The following is a 16,593-nucleotide window of genomic DNA, read 5'->3' on the forward strand; positions in this document are numbered from 1 at the left end:
CGCGACCCAGCCCCCTAGAGCAACGCCTTCAGCCGCTCCGCAAGGAGGTCCCAACGCCACCTCTCCTCGACCCACGACCGCCCCCGCTCCCCCATCCGCCGCCGCAGCTCCGCATCCCCCAGCAGCACGACGATCCGCTCGGCGGCCTCCTCCACCGAGCCGCCCCGCACCACCCACCCGGTCTCGCCGTCCAGCACCGCGTCGGGCGCCCCGCCGGAGTCCCCCGCCACCACCGGCAGCCCGGTGGCCGAGGCCTCCAGGTACACGATCCCGAGCCCCTCCACGTCCAGCCCGCCCCGCCGGGTCCGGCAGGGCATCGCGAAGACGTCACCCGCGCCGTAGTGGGCGGGCAGCTCGGACCACGGCACGGCCCCCGTGAACCGCACCGACTCCTCCACCCCCGTCTCCCGGACCAGCCGCCGAAGCTCCTTCTCGTACGGGCCGCCGCCGACGATCAGCAGGACCGCGTCCGGCTGGGCGGCCAGGATCAGCGGCATCGCGAGGATCAGCGTGTCCTGTCCCTTGCGCGGCACCAGCCGCGACACGCACACGACCACCGGCCGGTCGCTCAGCCCCAGCCGCGCCCGCACCTCCGCGCCCCCGGACCCGGGATGGAACGTCTTCTCGTCCACCCCCGGCGGCAGCTGCACCATCCGGCCGGCCGCCCCGGCGCTCAGGGCGGTCGCGATCCGGGACCGCGTGTACTCGCCGAGATAGGTGATCGTGTCGGTCGCCTCGCCGATCCGCCCGAGCAGTTGCCGGGCGGCGGGCAGCTGGGCCCAGCCGGCCTCGTGCCCGTGGGTGGTGGCGACCAGCCGCTGTGCCCCGGCCTTCCGCAGCGCCGGCGCCATCAGCCCGAGCGGAGCCGCCGCCCCGAACCACACGGACGTGCACCCGTGCTCCCGGAGCAGCCCGACCGCGGTCCGGGTCGCCCCCGGCGTGGGCAGCAGCATCGTCGTACGGTCGCGTACGACGGTGAAGGGCTGCTCCGCGTCGAACGCGGCGGTGGCCTCGACACCCTCCCGGCTCCGCTTCCACGTGGACGCGTAGACCACGAGCCGCTCCGGGTCCAGCCGCAGGGCCATGTTGTGCAGAAAGGCCTGGATGCCGCCCGGCCGGGGCGGGAAGTCATTGGTCACGACGAGGGTCTTGTGCATCGCGGCCGACCTTACCCGCACAGTGTGTTCGGCCGTGCTTCATGGCCGTCGCACAGGGCGCCGGGAGATCATGTGGCGCACTCCCAGGCAGGGCGACGGACAGGGGCTCAGGTGGACAGGACGGGCGAGAGGCGTGCCCTGGCGTTGCTGCTGGTCGTCTGGGGTGCCACCCGGCTGGTGCTGCTGCTGTTCGTGCTGAAGGTGTTCGTGTTCCCGGGCGCGGACGTCACCACCGACGTGTCGGTGATCTACCAGGGGTGGTACGAGGTCCTCCGGCACGGAACGTTCCCTCTGGACGACGTCACCTGGCAGTACCCGCCCGCGGCCGCCCTGGCGATCCTCGCCCCCGGGCTGCTGCCCTTCCTGGACTACCCGACCGCCTTCTTCGTGCTGGCCTTCCTGGCCGACCTGGTGGTGCTCTCCCTCCTCCTCTACACGGGCCCACGCCCCGGCCGCACCCTGCGCGGCGCCTGGGTCTGGGTGCTCGGCGTGCCGCTCCTCGGCCCGACCGTCTACTCCCGCTACGACCTGATGGTCACCGCCGTCGCCGTCGCCGCGCTGCTCACCGGGGCCCGGCACCCCCGGCTCATGGGCGCGCTGGCGGGCTTCGGCGCGATGGTCAAGGTGTGGCCGGCGCTGCTCCTCGTGGGTGCCGTGCGGCGGCGGGCCTGGGTGGCGGCGGCGGTCACGGCCGGCGTGGTCGGGGCGCTGTTCGCGGTGGCCATGCCCGGCGCGTTCGCCTTCCTGACCTTCCAGCGGGACCGGGGCACCGAGGTGGAGTCGCTGGGCGCGCTGGTCCTGCACATCGCCCGGCACCACGGCTGGCAGGGCGAGGTGCTGCTCAACTACGGCTCGATCGAATTCCTCGGCCCGGGGGTGAAGACGGTGAGCGCGGCGGCCCTGGTGCTGACCGCGTGCGCCTTCGGCTGGCTGCTGCTGTGGCGGCTGTGCGCGACCCGCTTCCGGTCCCACACGCTCGCGGACGCCGCCTTCACGGCCGCCTTGATGTTCACGGCCACCAGCCGGGTGATCAGCCCGCAGTACATGGTGTGGCTGGTGGGCCTGGCCGCCGTCTGCCTCTGCTTCCGGGCCAGCCGGATGACCCTGCCGGCGGTCCTGCTCCTCCTGGCCACCCTCGTGACGGTCCTGGAGTTCCCGGTCGGCTTCTCGCACATCGTGGTGAGCGACTGGTACGGCATCATCCTGCTGCTCCTGCGCAACGGCCTGCTGGTCGCGGCGACGGTCACCGCGGCCCGTCAGCTGTGGCGCTCCACGGTGACCGACGCCTCGGCCGCTCCGCTGCCGGCTCAGGCCGCCCGCGCGAAGGAGACCTCGGTCCCCTCCTGAGCACGGGCCGGTTCAGCCGCCGAGCCGGTCCGTCAGATAGTCCCGCCAGCGGGCGGTGAAGTCCGGCAGGGTGGTGCCGAGTTCCGTGCGCAGCGCGTCCTCGACGGCGCCGGCCCGGCCCTGGTGGGCGCCGACGGCCCGGTAGAAGGCGCCGAGCCGCTCCTCGCCCCAGTGGGCGGCGATCATCCGGCAGGCCAGCCAGCCGCCCTCGTAGGCCTCGGCCAGCTGGGTGGGGTCGTCCGTGAAGCCGAAGTCCTTGTCCTCCGGGAGGTCCTCCGGGAGGTTCCCGTCCCGTACGGCGCGGGCCAGTTCCGGCGCGGCCTCGGTGGCTGTACGGCCGCTGTCGAGATAGCCGATCCAGTCGGCGTACCCCTCGGAGAGCCAGAGCGGGGTGGCGGCCGAGGTGTGGGCGCGGGTGGCGACATGGGTCGTCTCATGGGTGAGGACCACCTGCTTGCCGACCGAGCCGAGGACGGCGTACGCCTCCGGGTTGAGGATGACCCGGTCCGCCGGGGCCTGGCCGGAGCCTCCCGCCTCGCCGGTGGTGACGGCGGCGATGCCCCGGTAGTTGGAGGCGGGGGCGCCCAGCAGGCCCGCCATGCCGTTCAGCGTCTGGGGTACGACCAGGACCACCCGCTGGGTCCAGTCCGCGCCCCAGGCCTTGGAGACCTCGGGGACGGCGGTGTCGGCGAGACCGGCGTAGTCCCGCAGGGTGTCCCTGGACTGGCCGACGCCGAGAACCAGGCTGTGCGCGCCCTTGACGGCCGTCACCGTGCCCTGGTCCCAGAGCTGCTGCCCCGACTTCTCGGCGGGCTTGTCGGCGGCCACGTACCAGTGGCCGTCGGCGGTGCGGCTGAGGGTCAGGGTGCGGTCGGTGGTGACCGGGGCCTTGTCGTAGCCCTGGATGCGGTAGCGGAGCTGGGCGGCGGCGGTGGCCTCGGCGCCGTCGGAGTGGAGGGCGGTCAGCCGGTAGCTCCAGTCCGCGAGCGGTACGGCCCGCAGGTTCGCGTACGAGCTCCGGGTGCCCGTCTCGGCGTAGGCCCCCTCGTCATGGCCGAGGACGGCGGCCGCGCGCCGGTCCAGGACCTGCTGCACCTCGGCCCTCGCCGACCCGGTCGCCGCCTGCCCGCCGCCGCATCCCGTCAGCGGCAGGAGCAGCAGACACAGCCCCGCCGCTCCTGAGCGCCACGCCCGCCTGCCACCAGCCACTTTCCGATCGTACGGGTCGGGGCCCGAAAGTCAGGGCCGGGTGACGGAGGAGATGGGCATCATCCCGACCGGGTCGTAGCGGACCGGGGCGCCCGGGTAGGGGGCGTGGATGACCTGTCCGTTGCCGACGTACATCCCCACATGGCTGGCGTCGGAGCGGTAGACCACCAGGTCACCGGGTTGCGCCTGGGAGAGCGGGACCTGGTGGCCGGCGTACCGCTGCTCCTGCGAGGTGCGCGGCAGATGGATCCCGGCCTGCGCGTACGACCACTGGATCAGGCCCGAGCAGTCGAAGCCGGAGGGGCCGCTGGCGCCCCACACGTACGGCTTGCCGAGGGCGGCGCGGGCGGCGGCCACCGCGGCGGCGGCGCGGCCGTCGGGGACGGTGACACCGGAGAGGTCGGGCAGGTCGGCGCGGTCGTCGCCGCGGGAGGCGTGCTCGAAGGCGGCGCGGTCGGCGGCGGGCAGCGCGTTGAGCAGCCGCCGGGCCTTGGCGAGCTTCTTCTCCACGGCGGCCTTGTGGGAGGCGACCGCCTTGCGGCTGCGCTCCAGCTGGGTGAGTTTCCCGGCGGCCTCGCCGCGCTCCTGGGCGAGTTCGCGCATCGCCGCCTGCAGCTCCCTGAGCTGATCGGCCTGGCGGACGTCGATACGGTCGAGGAGGGAGGCCCGGTCGAGGTACTCCTCGGGGTCGTCGGAGAACAGCAGGGCGACGGTGGGGTCGATGCCCCCGGAGCGGTACTGGGCGCCGGCGAGCGAACCGAGCGCCTCCCGCATGGCGTTGATGCGCTGCTGCTGGCGGGCGATGCGGTCCTGGGAGTCGTTGACCTCGTGGCGCAGTGCGCCGGCCCGCTCGTCGGCCTTGTTGTAGGCCTCGGTCGCCTCTTCGGCCTCCCGGTACAGCCGGTCCACCTCGGCGCGGGTGCTCCCGTTCGGGGCCGCGCTCGCGGGTACGGCGCCGAGCGCGGCCGCCGCGGCCGACAGCACACAGAGGGCGGCACCGGCGCCCCGGTTGAACCCGGACGGTGCGAGACGGCGATGAAACCCCACGGCGGTCCTTCTGCTGGCGGACAGGTACCGCTTCCTCCGGCGCCGGGGACGGGGATGCCCGGGCGCCGGAGGAAACGCGCCCGACAGTAGCCGTGCGAACACACCCCGGCCAAAGACCTCGCCGGGCACATAACGTGACGCCCCGCCGCTGACGCAGGTCACCGGCGGGGCGTGGGGTCATCTTCGGTTGGAGCGATTCGCCCGTTCGGGCGCCACCCCGGGTTGATCTTGGGCCGTACGGGTGTCGCCGTAACCCGGTGGGGTCAGATCCGGACGCCGAACTCGAACGTCATGTTGCCGATCGATTCGTAGCGCACCACGGCACCGGTGTGCGGGGCGTGCAGCACCTGGCCGTTGCCCGCGTAGAGGCCGACGTGGTGGTAGTCGCCGTAGAAGATCACCAGGTCGCCGACCTTGAGGTCGCTCTGGCTGTAGATGCGGGTACCGGCGTTGGCCTGGGCCTCGGAGGTGCGGGGGATGGTGACGCCGGCCTGGGCGTAGGCCCAGGAGGTCAGGCCCGAGCAGTCGAAGGAGGACGGGCCGGAGGCGCCGTAGACGTACGGCGAGCCGATCACGGACTGGGCGGCGGAGAAGGCGGCGGCGGCCCGGCCGGAGGCGGAGCCGGTGTTGCCGAGGTCCACGCGGGAGGAGGCGCGGCTGGCGGCCTGGGCCTGCTCGGCGTCCAGGGCGGCCTTCTCCTTGGCCGTCAGGGTGTTGAGGAGCTTCTGCGCGTCGGCGAGCTTGGCCTGGACGGCGCTCTTCTGCTTGGCCAGCTCGGTGCGGGTGGCGGAGAGGTCCTTGAGCTTGTCCGTCGCCTCTGCCCGCTCCTGGGCGAGTTCGCGCTGTTTGTCCTGAATCTTCTTCAGGGCCTCGACCTGCTGGCCGCTCAACTGGTCGAGCGTGGACGCCTTGTCGAGGTAGTCGTCCGGGTCGGACGAGAGGAAGAGCTGGACCGACGGGTCTATGCCGCCGGAGCGGTACTGCGCGGTGGCCAGCGAACCGAGGCTGTCGCGCAGCTTGTTGAGGTCCTCCTGGCCACGGGCCACATTGTCCTGGATCGTGGAGATCTCCTTCTGCAGCTTCTGCTGCTTCTCCTTGGCTCCGTCCAGCTTCTCGGTGGCCTGCTCGGCCTCCTCGTAGAGCTTGTCGACCTTTGCCTTGACCTCGTCCTTGGTCAGCTTCTCGCTGGGCGCCGCGTTGGCGGCGTTGGCGCTGAGGACGACGGCAGCGGCGGCTGCGGTGGTCAGCACGGTCACGCGCGCGCGACTGGGCTGCTTGGGTCGACGATGGGACGCCACGGAGACGGGCTCCTTCGTTTGAGTGATCACCCGTGTGGAGGTTCGAGGCCCGACCCTAGTGACCTCCCTGTGATCAGTTCAAACCCAACAGCGAAAAAACTGGTCACGCAACGCACTCTTTGCACATAACTCACGTGCCGTAATGCTCGATTGACGCTACGTTGCGTGACGGTTCGGTCAATTCGGGCATTGCATATGTCCGTTGAACCTTCAGGACAGTCGCTTCAGAAGCATCGCAGAAGCCACCGGACGGGCACCCGCCTTGGCGACCCCGTCGGCGACCTCGCGGTCGGTCGAGGCGACGATCACCGGCCGGCCCGGCGGCTCGGCGCGCACGAGCTGGCGGATCAGTTCGTCCGCGGTGACACCGGGCTTGGAGAAGAGGACCCTGACCCCGCGCGGCGGAGCGAGCAGCACCGGCGCGGCCAGTTCGGCGCCGTCGAAGACACAGGTGACCTCGGCGCCGGTCTGCGCGGCGAGCTGGGAGAGCTGGCCGAGCAGCCGCAGCCGCTGCTTCTCCAGCGGCATCTGCGGATAGCCGGTCTTGGTCACGTTGTAGCCGTCGACGACCAAGTGCGCCTGGGGCAGGGCGAGTAGCTGATTGAGAATGGCCGGGTCGTTCTCCGAGAGCGCCCGGGCCGCGATGTCCTTCGGGGTCATTCGTCCCGGTTCGACCGCGTCCACGGTCTCGGCGGGCCGCACCGACACCGGCGGCAGCGCCAGTTCGCGGCGCAGGCCCTGGGCCGCGTCCAGGACGGTGTCGAGCAGCAGCCGTACTCTCATGTCCTCTACGCTGCGCCCCTCGCGGGCGGCCCGGCGGCTGGCCTCCAGGGCGGCCTCGACCTCGCCGAGCCGGGCCTTGAGCCGACGCCCCTCGCTCTCGGCGGCGGACAGCTGGGCCTGCCCCTCGGTGCGCGCCGACTCCATCTCGCCCTGCAACTTGCGCAGCGCGGCCTCACCGCGCTTGACGTCACTGAGGGCCGCGCGCAGCTTACGGTGAAGCGATTCCGCTTCCCTCTTCGCCGCGTCCAGTTCGGCGCGCAGCCGCTCCGTCTCGGCACGGGTCTGCCCCCGGGCCCGGTCCAGCTCCTCGCGCAGCCGCTCCAGCTCGGCCCGGCTCTCCTCGTCGGCCCGCTCGGCGTCGGCCCGCTGGGCCTCCTCGCCGGCCGCCGCCACCAGCTTCACCCAGCCCGTGGGGCGCAGTACGTAGGCCGCGGCCGCCACATCGAGCGGGTCCGCGGCCGGGGGCGGGGAACCGGAGTCGAGGGCGCCGGCGAGTTCCGGCTGGGCCTCTCTGAGCTTCTCCCCGATCCGCTGCCGGAAGAGGGTGTCCGTCTCCAGCGCCGTCGCCATGGCGTTCCCGGCGAACTTGGCGCGTCGATTCGGGGCGAAACGGGCGTACTGCCGCAGCTGGGCGGGCAGTTCGGCGATGGTCAGCCCACCGAAGCCGTCCGACACGATCTGTACGACACGCCGTCGCACGCCGTCGGGCAGCGGACGGTCAAGCACCTCGGCGGTGCCGTCGCCCGGCCCCCCGCCTGTGGTCTCCACCATCCGTCACACCCCATCACCTGTGCGCGGCCGCCTCCCGGTCTCAGGAGTCGGCACCCGGCCTGTCCACGAGTTCCACCTGGTCCACCGCGTTGCACCAGCGGCAGCGCACCGACTCGATGGTCTCACTGACCACCTCGCGCTCCTCGACCTTGGGCTCACCGGCCAGGTCGAGGTGCACGTACTCCACGACCTTCGACGAGCGGGTCACGTCGAAGCGCGTCAGGTTGCCGCAGAGGGTGCAGCGCCACCGCGTCGTGGCAGTCGGCAGGGGAACCGTCATCGTGGCTGTTCGCTTCCTTCTAGTGTCCGTGACGCGCCGTCCCGACGCGTGTGGCTCGTTACCCTACGGCCTGGCGAGTACTCGACGCCGCCCTGTCCGCGGCGGCGAGGCGATCTGCACCAGTGCATCCCATTACGCCATGCTCTATGTCCATGATCGGCAACTGGAACACGACGGCCGTCCGGACCCTGCGGGGCACGTCGGCGCCCATGACGTACACCCTGATCGCCGTCTGCTGCCTGATCTTCGTGCTCGGCCCGGCGTCCGGCTTCACCCCGTCCTACGGCACCGGGGACGCCCTGGCGGCCGCCCAGCGCGCGTACTTCCGGCGCTGGGGGGTGGTGCCCGCCGACCTGTTCGACGGTCCGGCGCGGGAGGTGCTCACCCCGGCCACGGCGCTGTTCATCCACGGCAGCTGGGTGCACCTGCTCGGCAACATGCTCTTCCTCTTCGTCTTCGGGGCGATGGCCGAGGAGCGGATGGGCCGCGTGGAGTTCACGCTCTTCTACATCGGCTGCGGCTACCTCGCACTGCTCGGCTACGCGGCCGCCAACGCCACGTCCCAGCAGTCGCTGGTGGGGGCGTCCGGGGCGATCTCGGCAGTCCTCGGAGCGTTCCTGTACCTGTTCCCCAGCGCCCGCGTGACCAGTCTTCTGCCGTTCCTCTTCTTCCTTCCGCTCCGGTTGCCGGCCTGGGTGGTGCTGCCCTTCTGGGCCGCCCTGCAGTGGCTCGCCCTGGACCAGGCCCCCTCCGGCCCCGGCGTGGCCTACCTCGCCCACCTGGTCGGCTTCGGACTCGGCCTCGGCTACGCGTGGGTGCGGTACGGCCGTGGGACTAAAGTGAAGGCCGCCCCAGCTCCGGCACCCGAGGGAGAGAACCAGCCGTGATCACCGCGATCGTCCTCATCAAGACCAGCGTGGACCGGATCCCCGAGATCGCGGAACAGATCGCCGCGCTGGACAGCGTCAGCGAGGTCTTCTCCGTCACCGGTACCTACGACCTGATCGCCATGGTCCGGGTGAAGCAGCACGAGGACCTCGCCGAGGTCATCCCCGGCTCCATCAGCAAGATCCCCGGCGTGGAGGGCACGGACACGCACGTCGCGTTCCGCACGTACTCCCAGCACGACCTGGAGGCGGCCTTCGCCATCGGCCTGGACAGCTGAACCGAGCGGTTCGGCTGTCCAGGCCAGGCCGGGCGGCGTCAGTGCCGCAGGGCCGGTGAGCCGACGGGCGCACGGCGTCCGGCACTGCGGCAGGCCGAGACGCCCACGGCGAGCAGCCAGTAGCTGAGGATCGCTCCCATCAGGGCGGTGGTGCCCCAGCCGTTCGCCGCGTAGAAGTGCGCGGGGTCGTCGCCGAAGAACACGGACGGCACGAAGGCCAGGTTGACTCCTGCCAGGACGTAGGCGGACCGGGCGGTCCAGCGTGGCAGCAGGCGGGTACGGGAGATCCCGTGACCCACCGCGGCCAGGAAGAGGGCGAGCATCAGGCGGCTGATCGACCCATACAGGATGTAGGTGCCGCTGACCGCGATGGTCGGGTCGATCGGACGGTCCGCGGCGATGACCGCGCCGCCTTCCAGTCCGCTGGAGACCAGCGTGATCGTCGCGTACACCAGTCCGGTCGCCTGGGCCATCGAGCCGATCCATTCACTGGCCGGGTCGACCCGCTTGACCAGTTCACGGAAGGCCGTCACGAACACGACCACGAACGCCAGCCCGACGATCCCGACCAGCAGCCTGGCCAGGACGTTCGAGTCCGGCGGCGGACCGGAGTAGACGAAGTACAGCGGTACCTCGACGATGAAGGCGGCCGCCGCGGTGAGGGAGGCGAGGCCCGTCAGGCGCCTCGCGACGGTTTCGTTCATGGGTGTGCCCCCCGGTTCCCTGTGTCGGATTCCCCGTCGGCCCGTTGCCGACTACATGAATCCTGGCGTTCACGACGCTTCTCGTCGCTGGGCCTGGACACCGGATCGGGGGGTGGTCCTGCCGGCACCCCTGCGGGTGGGTCAGCTCACCGCCGGGACACAGCGGCCGTCCTCCGTGCGGTACGACCACTTCGCGCCGTCGGTCACCAGTTCCCGCACCGCGTCGACGAAGCGCTCCACGTGCTCGTCCGGCGTGCCCGCCCCGAAGCTCACCCGGATGGCGTTGAGGGACTTCTCGCCCGGTGCCGCCTCCGGCGCCCCGCACTCGCCCTGGGTCTGCGGGTCGGAGCCCAGCAGGGTCCTGACCAGCGGGTGGGCGCAGAAGAGGCCGTCGCGGACGCCGATGCCGTACTCGGCGGAGAGGGCGGCGGCGAAGTGGGAGCTGTTCCAGCCGTCCACCACGAAGCTGATCACGCCGACGCGGGGGGCGTCGTCGCCGAAGAGGGAGAGGACCCGGACCTCGGGGACCTCGGCCAGCCCCGCCCGCACCTTCTCGATCAGGTGCCGCTCGCGGGCGACCAGCGTGTCGAAGCCGGCCTCGGTGAGTGCCTTGCAGGCGGAGGCGATGGAGTAGGCGCCGATGACGTTGGGCGAGCCCGCCTCGTGGCGCGCGGCGCTCTCGTGCCACTCCACGGCCACTCCCCCGTCCTCCCGCCGGGTGACCTTGCGGCTCGCGCCGCCGCCCGCGAGGTAGGGCTCGGCGGCCTGCAGCCAGTCGGCGCGGCCGGCCAGGACGCCGGAGCCGAAGGGGGCGTACAGCTTGTGGCCGGAGAAGGCGACCCAGTCGACGTCCAGGTCCCGGACGGACACGGGATGGTGCGGGGCCAGCTGGGCGGCGTCCAGGACGATCCGGGCGCCGTGCGCGTGCGCGGCGGCGGCCAGCTCGCGGACCGGCCACAGCTCGCCCGTGACGTTGGACGCGCCGGTGACGCAGACCAGGGCCGGGCCGTGGGGGTCGCGCTCGGCGAGGGCGCGTTCCAGGGTCTCGACGGCCTGCCGCGGGGTGCGGGGCGCGTTGAGGTAGGTGACCCGGGCGTCCTTCCAGGGGAGCAGGCTCGCGTGGTGCTCGGTCTCGAAGACGAAGACCTGGCAGTCGGCGGGGACGGCGGCGGCGAGCAGGTTGAGGGAGTCGGTGGTGGAGCGGGTGAAGATCAGCTGGTCGTCGGAGCGGCAGTCGAGGAACTCGGCGACGGTCTTCCGGGCGTTCTCGAAGAGGTCGGTCGACAGCTGGGAGAGGTAGCCGGCGCCGCGGTGGACGCTCCCGTAGTAGGGGGCGTACGCCGCCACGTCGTCCCAGACCCGCTGGAGGGCGGGGGCGCTGGCCGCGTAGTCGAGGGCGGCGTAGGTGACCTCGCCGCCGGTGACGAGCGGGACGGTGACATCCCGGCCCAGAACGGGCAGCCGGGCACAAACGGACTGGGCGGCGGCAGCGGTGGCGACAGACATGGCGAACTCCTGTGAGGGGTAAGCGAAATCGCCGGGCCGGACGGTACGTCGACGGCACGGGAAAGGTGAAAGGGGTACGCGGAGGCGGGGCTCGACGCCCTATCGCATTCGCTTGCTCACAGAAGGCTCCCTCGACGACCAGGACCCCTGGCGTACGAGGGGTCCGCGCTTGCCGTAGACCTCGCTGCCTACGACCTGGTCTTCACCCGGGGCACCCCGCCACGGACGGAGGGTTGCCGGACAGTCGGCCGGGGCCTCATGACTGTCACTCATGACCTGGAAAGAAACCTAAGTGAAGTGATCGCCGACGCGCAACTCCTGTCCGGATGACGGAACACCGCCAGGGTCCGAAGCCGCTCCGGCACCGCCGGGAGGACCGTGTGCGGTCGCCCGCCGTTGCGGCGGAAGGCCGGCAAGGGGGAGCACCGCCGCCCACCTTCCTCTCCGCCGCAACGGCGAGCAGCCACGACGGCGCAGCTGGGGGTCCCCCCACGCCCTTGAGGCAGTGGGCGAGGTGCCGTACCGCGCCTCAGCCCGCCGACCGCGGCCCCTACCTGTTCGTCGCCGCCGCCCAGCGCTCCAGCGCCCGCTTGGCCGCGCCCGAGTCGATGGACTCCGCCGCCTTGTCCATGCCCGTCCGGAGCTGTTCGGCCAGCGTCCCCGTGCCGGGGTCCAGGGCCACCAGGGCCGCCGCCGAGTTCAGCAGGACCGCCTCGCGTACCGGGCCCGGCTCACCGTCCAGGAGGCGGCGGGCGACCTCCGCGTTGTACGACGGGTCGCCGCCGCGCAGCGCCTCCACGGGGACCAGGTCGATGCCGACGTCACGGGGGTCGAAGGTCTCCTCGGTGACCTTGCCGTCGCGGACGATCCAGACGTGGGACGTGGCGGTGGTCGTCAGCTCGTCGAGGCCGTCGTCGCCGCGGAAGACCAGGGAGGAGTTGCCGCGCTCCGCGAAGACGCCCGCGACGACCGGTGCCATGCGCGGGTCCGCGACGCCGACCGCCTGGGCCCGCACCTGCGCGGGGTTGGTCAGCGGCCCGAGGATGTTGAACACCGTGCGGATGCCCAACTGGCCGCGGGCCGCGCCCACATGGCGCAGCGCCGGGTGGAACTTGACGGCGAAGCAGAAGGTGATGCCGGCCTCCTCGGCGACCTCGGCGACCCGCTGCGGGGTCAGGTCGAGGTTGACGCCGAGCTTCTCCAGCACGTCCGAGGCGCCGGACGCGGAGGACGCCGCCCGGTTGCCGTGCTTGACGACCTTCGCCCCGGTGCCGGCCACCACCAGCGCCGACATCGTGGAGATGTTCACCGTCTTGGCGCCGTCACCGCCGGTGCCGACGATGTCGACCGTGCGGCCCGGTACCTCGATGACGTTGGCGTGCTCGTACATCGTGCGGACGAGACCGTTGATCTCCTCGACGGTCTCCCCCTTGGCCCTGAGGGCCACCACGAACCCGGCGATCTGCGCGTCCGTCGCCTGGCCGCGCATGATCTGGTCCATCGCCCAGGCCGTCGCGTCGGCGCTCTGGTCCTGGCCGTACAGCAACGCGTTCAGTACCTCGGGCCAGGAACAGCCCGCCGCGGTGTCGCCTCCAGCGGGGGTCACAGCGCTCATAAGGCCGCTCCTGCTCGTCGTACACGAAATGAAGGTTTCACGGCTTACCCTATCCAGCCCGGGACACGGCGAAGGGCCCCCGTCCGTACGTCGGACGGGGGCCCTTCGACCGTGGCGTGGCGACGCGGTCGATCAGTGGTGGCCGTGGCCGCTCGTGATCTCCTTGTACTCCTCGACGGTGGGCTTCGGGATCTGGTTGTCCTCGCCGTAGTAGGCGCTGCTCAGCTTGGCGCGGAGCTTCTCGGACCCCTTGATCTTGCGCTCGACACCGTTCTCGTCCACCGCCGCGCCGACCTGGGCCGGCTCGTACTGGTGGTGGGCCGTGAGGGTGTGCAGCTGCTCCTGGCTGAGCGGCTCGTGCACCTCGATGAACTCACCGTGCGGCAGCCGCTTGATGATGCCGGTCTCGCGGCCGTGCAGCACCTTCTCGCGGTCCCGGCGCTGCAGGCCGAGGCAGATCCGCTTGGTGACGATGAACGCGATCACCGGTCCGGCGAAGAAGAAGATCCGGACGAACCAGGTCACGTCGTTGATCGACAGGTGGAAGTGGGTGGCGAAGAGGTCGTTGCCACCACCGACCAGGCCCACCATGTACACCGTCACCCAGGCGACACCGAAGGCGGTGCGGGTCGGGGCGTTGCGCGGGCGGTCCAGGATGTGGTGCTCGCTCTTGTCGCCGGTGACCCAGGACTCGATGAACGGGTAGACCGCGATCACGCCCAGCACCAGACCGAACAGGACCAGCGGGATGAAGACGCCCAGGACCAGGGTGTGGCCCCAGAAGTTGATCTCCCAGCCCGGCATGTAACGGATCAGACCCTCGGCGAAGCCCATGTACCAGTCGGGCTGGGCGCCGGTGGACACCTGGTCCGGACGGTAGGGGCCCATGGCCCAGATCGGGTTGATCTGGGTGGTCGCCGCGATGGCCGCGATGACACCGAAGACCAGGAAGAAGAAGCCTCCGGCCTTGGCCATGTAGACCGGCAGCAGCGGCATGCCGACGACGTTCTTCTCGGACTTTCCGGGACCCGCGAACTGCGTGTGCTTGTGGTAGAAGACCAGGATCAGGTGGCCCACCATCAGGCCGAGCATGATGCCCGGCAGCAGCAGGATGTGGATCGAGTAGAACCGCCCCACGAAGTCGTGGCCGGGGAACTCGCCGCCGAAGAGGAAGTACGAGATGTACGTGCCGACGATCGGCATCGACAGGATGGCGCCCTCGGTGAAGCGGACACCGGTGCCGGAGAGCAGGTCGTCCGGGAGCGAGTAACCGGTGAAGCCGGTGAACATGCCCAGGACGAACAGCAGGAAGCCGAACAGCCAGTTGATCTCACGCGGCTTGCGGAACGCGCCGGTGAAGAACACGCGCATCATGTGCACGAACATGCCGGCGAGGAAGATCAGCGCGGCCCAGTGGTGGATCTGCCGGATGAGCAGGCCACCGCGCACGTCGAAGGAGATGTGCAGGGTCGAGTTGAACGCCTCGGACATCAGCTGTCCCTGGAGCGGGACGTAGCTGCCGTGGTACGCCACCTCGTTCATCGACGGGTGGAAGAACAGCGTCAGATACACACCCGTCAGGATGATGATGATGAAGCTGTACATGCACACTTCGCCCAACATGAACGACCAGTGGTCGGGGAAGATCTTGCGCATGTTGGACTTGGCCAGGGAGTAGATCCCGAGCCGTCCGTCGGCCCAGTCGGCGACGCGCTCGCCGGCCGGTGCCTTCCCGCGTTCGCGGGACTCTGTGTTCTCTGTAGTGCTCATCCGCGCTCCCAGAAAGCAGGACCGACGGGCTCCTCGAAGTCGCCGAGCGCCTGGAGGTAGCCCTCCTCGCTCACACCGATGCGCAGCTGCGGCAGGGCGTGACCGGCCGGGCCGAAGATCACTCGGGCACCGTCGGAGAGGTCGAAGGTGGACTGGTGGCACGGGCAGAGCACGTGGTGGGTCTGCTGCTCGTACAGCGAGATCGGGCAGCCCACGTGGGTGCAGATCTTCGAGTAGGCCACGATGCCCTCGTGGGACCACTCCAGCTCGCGCTTGTCCTTGATGTTGTCCGGCTGCAGCCGGATGATCATCAGGGCGGCCTTCGCCATCACGTTCTGGAAGTCCTCCTGGGACTCCTCGACGCCCTCGGGCTTGGCGAAGGTCAGCGAGCCGACGGCGACGTCGGAGGGACGCAGCGGCTCGTTGGTGTTCATGTTGACGAGCAGCTTGCCCTTCGACCACGCCGTGTGGCGCAGCGAGGTGCCGGGCAGCGGGCCGAGGTCGCGCAGCAGCACCACACCGGAGAGCGGGACCAGGGTCAGCGCGCCGAACATGGTGTTGCGGATCAGCTTGCGCCGGCCGAGCGCCGACTCCTTCGCGCCCTGCTTGAAGTCGGCCAGGACCTTGGCCTTGACCTCCGGCGGGGCCGAGATGGCGTGCCGCTCGTCGGCGACCTCCACGTCGGACATCAGGGTGCGGGCCCAGTGGACCGCGCCCGCGCCGATGCAGAACAGCGCCACACCGAGGGTCAGACCCAGCGCGAAGTTCAGCGCGCTGATGTGACCGATCGGGAAGACGAAGATCGACTTGTCTTTCGGGATCGTCACATAGGAGGCGATGAAGCCGACGGTGGCCAGCATCGACACCGTGAACAGCAGGGCCACGACGCGCTCGGACCGCTTGGCGGCCCGCTCGTCGATGTCCTGGATCCGGTGCTCGTGAGGCGGCAGACCGGGGTCCGCGAACGGGTCCTTCTCGTCCGCGATGTCCACGGCGCCGTGCGCGTGGCCCTGCTCAGCGGGCAGGTTCTCTTCTGGAATCTCTTGGCTACTCATGACTTCTTGGCCTTTGCGGTCCGAGCGGCGACCCAGACGGCGACCGCGATCAGGGCGCCGAGACCGAAGATCCACGCGAACAGACCCTCACTGACCGGCCCGAGGCCGCCCAGGTTGAGACCGCCGGGGTTCACCGTCTTGGGGCTGTTGACCGCGTCGAGGTACGCGATGATGTCCTTCTTGTTCTTCTCCGACAGCGTGGTGTCGGGGAAGGACGGCATGTTCTGCGGGCCCGTCTGCATGGCCTCGTAGATGTGCTTCGGGTCGACACCTTCCAGGCTCGGCGCGAACTTGCCCTTGGTCAGCGCGCCACCCGCACCCACGAAGTTGTGGCACTGCGCGCAGTTGGTGCGGAAGAGCTCACCGCCCGCGGCGATGTCGGCACCGCCCGGGCCGTACTGCTCCTTGGTGGGCACCTCGGGACCGGCGCCCAGCGAGGCGATGTACGCCGCGAGCTGGTCGATCTGGGCCTGGGTGTAGATGTTCTTCTTCTTGACGACCTGCGGGCCCTGCGAGGTGGCGGCCGGCATACGGCCGGTGCCGACCTGGAAGTCCACGGCCGCGGCGCCCACGCCGACCAGGCTGGGGCCGTCGGACGAACCCTGACCGCGGGTGCCGTGGCAGCTGGCACAGCCGACCGAGTAGAGCTTCTTGCCCTCCTCAATGGTCAGGGACTGGGAGGTCTCATCGGCCTGCGCCCGGCCCGCGGGCGCGAGCGTGGCGTACAGCCCCCCAGTGGCCGCCAGCGCAAAGAGTAGGACGACGACCGCCGCCAGCGGATGGCGTCGTCGTGCGGAGAGCTTTTTCACGGATTACCCCGGTGTCAGGATCTTCTGCGTCGATGCTTCTGGGTTGTGCGCTTCTGCAGCGCGTGGAGCCGGCCCGG

15 protein-coding genes and 1 riboswitch are annotated in these 16,593 nt (G+C 70.8%); of the genes, 3 read left to right on the plus strand and 12 right to left on the minus strand.

The annotated features are described in order from the left end of the window. Nucleotides 1-14: 14 nt before the first annotated feature. Nucleotides 15-1,157 carry a glycosyltransferase family 4 protein gene (locus AB0N16_RS10895; RefSeq protein WP_365795270.1) on the minus strand — a complete coding sequence of 381 codons (1,143 nt, stop codon included), beginning with the start codon at nt 1,155-1,157 and terminating at the stop codon, nt 15-17. A gap of 111 nt (nt 1,158-1,268) precedes the next feature. Here AB0N16_RS10895 and AB0N16_RS10900 point away from each other — a divergent pair, with 111 nt between their 5' ends. Continuing rightward, nucleotides 1,269-2,504, plus strand: a complete 1,236-nt coding sequence (locus AB0N16_RS10900) for a glycosyltransferase family 87 protein (RefSeq protein ID WP_365795272.1) — start codon at nt 1,269-1,271, stop codon at nt 2,502-2,504. Between the two features lie 12 nt (nt 2,505-2,516). On the opposite strand, the gene AB0N16_RS10905 is transcribed toward AB0N16_RS10900, so the two are convergent. From AB0N16_RS10905 to AB0N16_RS10925, 5 genes are all read right to left on the minus strand, one after another. After that, nucleotides 2,517-3,713, minus strand: a complete 1,197-nt coding sequence (locus AB0N16_RS10905; RefSeq protein WP_365795274.1) for a hypothetical protein — start codon at nt 3,711-3,713, stop codon at nt 2,517-2,519. 30 nt (nt 3,714-3,743) lie between these two features. Continuing rightward, nucleotides 3,744-4,760: an NlpC/P60 family protein gene (locus AB0N16_RS10910; protein ID WP_365795276.1), complete on the minus strand. Its 1,017-nt coding sequence runs from the start codon at nt 4,758-4,760 to the stop codon at nt 3,744-3,746. 263 nt (nt 4,761-5,023) lie between these two features. Then, nucleotides 5,024-6,058, minus strand: coding sequence for an NlpC/P60 family protein (locus tag AB0N16_RS10915; protein WP_365795278.1), 1,035 nt, complete (start codon nt 6,056-6,058; stop codon nt 5,024-5,026). A 210-nt stretch (nt 6,059-6,268) separates the two neighbouring features. Continuing rightward, nucleotides 6,269-7,612, minus strand: a complete 1,344-nt coding sequence (locus AB0N16_RS10920; RefSeq protein ID WP_365795280.1) for an NYN domain-containing protein — start codon at nt 7,610-7,612, stop codon at nt 6,269-6,271. A 40-nt stretch (nt 7,613-7,652) separates the two neighbouring features. Then, on the minus strand, nt 7,653-7,892 hold the full coding sequence (locus tag AB0N16_RS10925; RefSeq protein WP_009309707.1) for a hypothetical protein: 240 nt from the start codon (nt 7,890-7,892) through the stop codon (nt 7,653-7,655). Between the two features lie 152 nt (nt 7,893-8,044). Between AB0N16_RS10925 and AB0N16_RS10930 the strand changes: the two genes are divergently transcribed. Together AB0N16_RS10930 and AB0N16_RS10935 are read left to right on the plus strand one after the other, a co-directional pair. Then, entirely contained in the window at nt 8,045-8,779 is a 735-nt protein-coding gene (locus AB0N16_RS10930) for a rhomboid family intramembrane serine protease (RefSeq protein ID WP_365795282.1), read from the plus strand. Then, nucleotides 8,776-9,057: an Lrp/AsnC ligand binding domain-containing protein gene (locus AB0N16_RS10935; RefSeq protein WP_365795284.1), complete on the plus strand. Its 282-nt coding sequence runs from the start codon at nt 8,776-8,778 to the stop codon at nt 9,055-9,057. The genes AB0N16_RS10930 and AB0N16_RS10935 overlap by 4 nt, the downstream gene beginning before the upstream one ends. Before the next feature lie 38 nt (nt 9,058-9,095). On the opposite strand, the gene AB0N16_RS10940 is transcribed toward AB0N16_RS10935, so the two are convergent. The 6 genes from AB0N16_RS10940 to AB0N16_RS10965 form a co-directional block, all read right to left on the minus strand. Continuing rightward, a complete protein-coding gene (locus AB0N16_RS10940) occupies nt 9,096-9,761 on the minus strand; it encodes a hypothetical protein (protein ID WP_365795286.1) in 666 nt (221 codons plus the stop codon). Nucleotides 9,762-9,902: 141 nt separating this feature from the next. Further along, the gene (locus AB0N16_RS10945; protein WP_365795288.1) at nt 9,903-11,267 is read right to left on the minus strand and encodes an aminotransferase class V-fold PLP-dependent enzyme; all 1,365 of its coding nucleotides are present in this window, start codon (nt 11,265-11,267) and stop codon (nt 9,903-9,905) included. A gap of 160 nt (nt 11,268-11,427) precedes the next feature. Further along, nucleotides 11,428-11,544, minus strand: a riboswitch (SAM riboswitch). A 273-nt stretch (nt 11,545-11,817) separates the two neighbouring features. Continuing rightward, nucleotides 11,818-12,882: an anthranilate phosphoribosyltransferase gene (gene trpD / locus AB0N16_RS10950; RefSeq protein ID WP_365795290.1), complete on the minus strand. Its 1,065-nt coding sequence runs from the start codon at nt 12,880-12,882 to the stop codon at nt 11,818-11,820. A 132-nt stretch (nt 12,883-13,014) separates the two neighbouring features. Next, nucleotides 13,015-14,652 carry a cytochrome bc complex cytochrome b subunit gene (locus AB0N16_RS10955; protein WP_365795292.1) on the minus strand — a complete coding sequence of 546 codons (1,638 nt, stop codon included), beginning with the start codon at nt 14,650-14,652 and terminating at the stop codon, nt 13,015-13,017. Then, on the minus strand, nt 14,649-15,707 hold the full coding sequence (locus tag AB0N16_RS10960; RefSeq protein WP_365795294.1) for a Rieske 2Fe-2S domain-containing protein: 1,059 nt from the start codon (nt 15,705-15,707) through the stop codon (nt 14,649-14,651). The genes AB0N16_RS10955 and AB0N16_RS10960 overlap by 4 nt, the downstream gene beginning before the upstream one ends. Next, nucleotides 15,704-16,516, minus strand: a complete 813-nt coding sequence (locus tag AB0N16_RS10965; RefSeq protein WP_365795296.1) for a cytochrome c — start codon at nt 16,514-16,516, stop codon at nt 15,704-15,706. Before AB0N16_RS10965 ends, AB0N16_RS10960 begins: the two co-directional genes overlap by 4 nt. Nucleotides 16,517-16,593 lie beyond the last annotated feature (77 nt).

The sequence above is a fragment of the Streptomyces sp. NPDC051105 genome (assembly GCF_040682795.1).
Taxonomy (GTDB): domain Bacteria; phylum Actinomycetota; class Actinomycetes; order Streptomycetales; family Streptomycetaceae; genus Streptomyces.

Excerpts from the sequence above, each read along its gene's own strand:
- AB0N16_RS10940 (WP_365795286.1), bottom strand. The coding sequence starts at position 9,761 with ATGAACGAAACCGTCGCGAGGCGCCTGACGGGCCTCGCCTCCCTCACC.
- AB0N16_RS10945 (WP_365795288.1), bottom strand. The coding sequence starts at position 11,267 with ATGTCTGTCGCCACCGCTGCCGCCGCCCAGTCCGTTTGTGCCCGGCTG.
- AB0N16_RS10955 (WP_365795292.1), bottom strand. The coding sequence starts at position 14,652 with ATGAGCACTACAGAGAACACAGAGTCCCGCGAACGCGGGAAGGCACCG.
- AB0N16_RS10930 (WP_365795282.1), top strand. The coding sequence starts at position 8,045 with ATGATCGGCAACTGGAACACGACGGCCGTCCGGACCCTGCGGGGCACG.
- AB0N16_RS10925 (WP_009309707.1), bottom strand. The coding sequence starts at position 7,892 with ATGACGGTTCCCCTGCCGACTGCCACGACGCGGTGGCGCTGCACCCTC.
- trpD (WP_365795290.1), bottom strand. The coding sequence starts at position 12,882 with ATGAGCGCTGTGACCCCCGCTGGAGGCGACACCGCGGCGGGCTGTTCC.
- AB0N16_RS10960 (WP_365795294.1), bottom strand. The coding sequence starts at position 15,707 with ATGAGTAGCCAAGAGATTCCAGAAGAGAACCTGCCCGCTGAGCAGGGC.
- AB0N16_RS10895 (WP_365795270.1), bottom strand. The coding sequence starts at position 1,157 with ATGCACAAGACCCTCGTCGTGACCAATGACTTCCCGCCCCGGCCGGGC.
- AB0N16_RS10920 (WP_365795280.1), bottom strand. The coding sequence starts at position 7,612 with ATGGTGGAGACCACAGGCGGGGGGCCGGGCGACGGCACCGCCGAGGTG.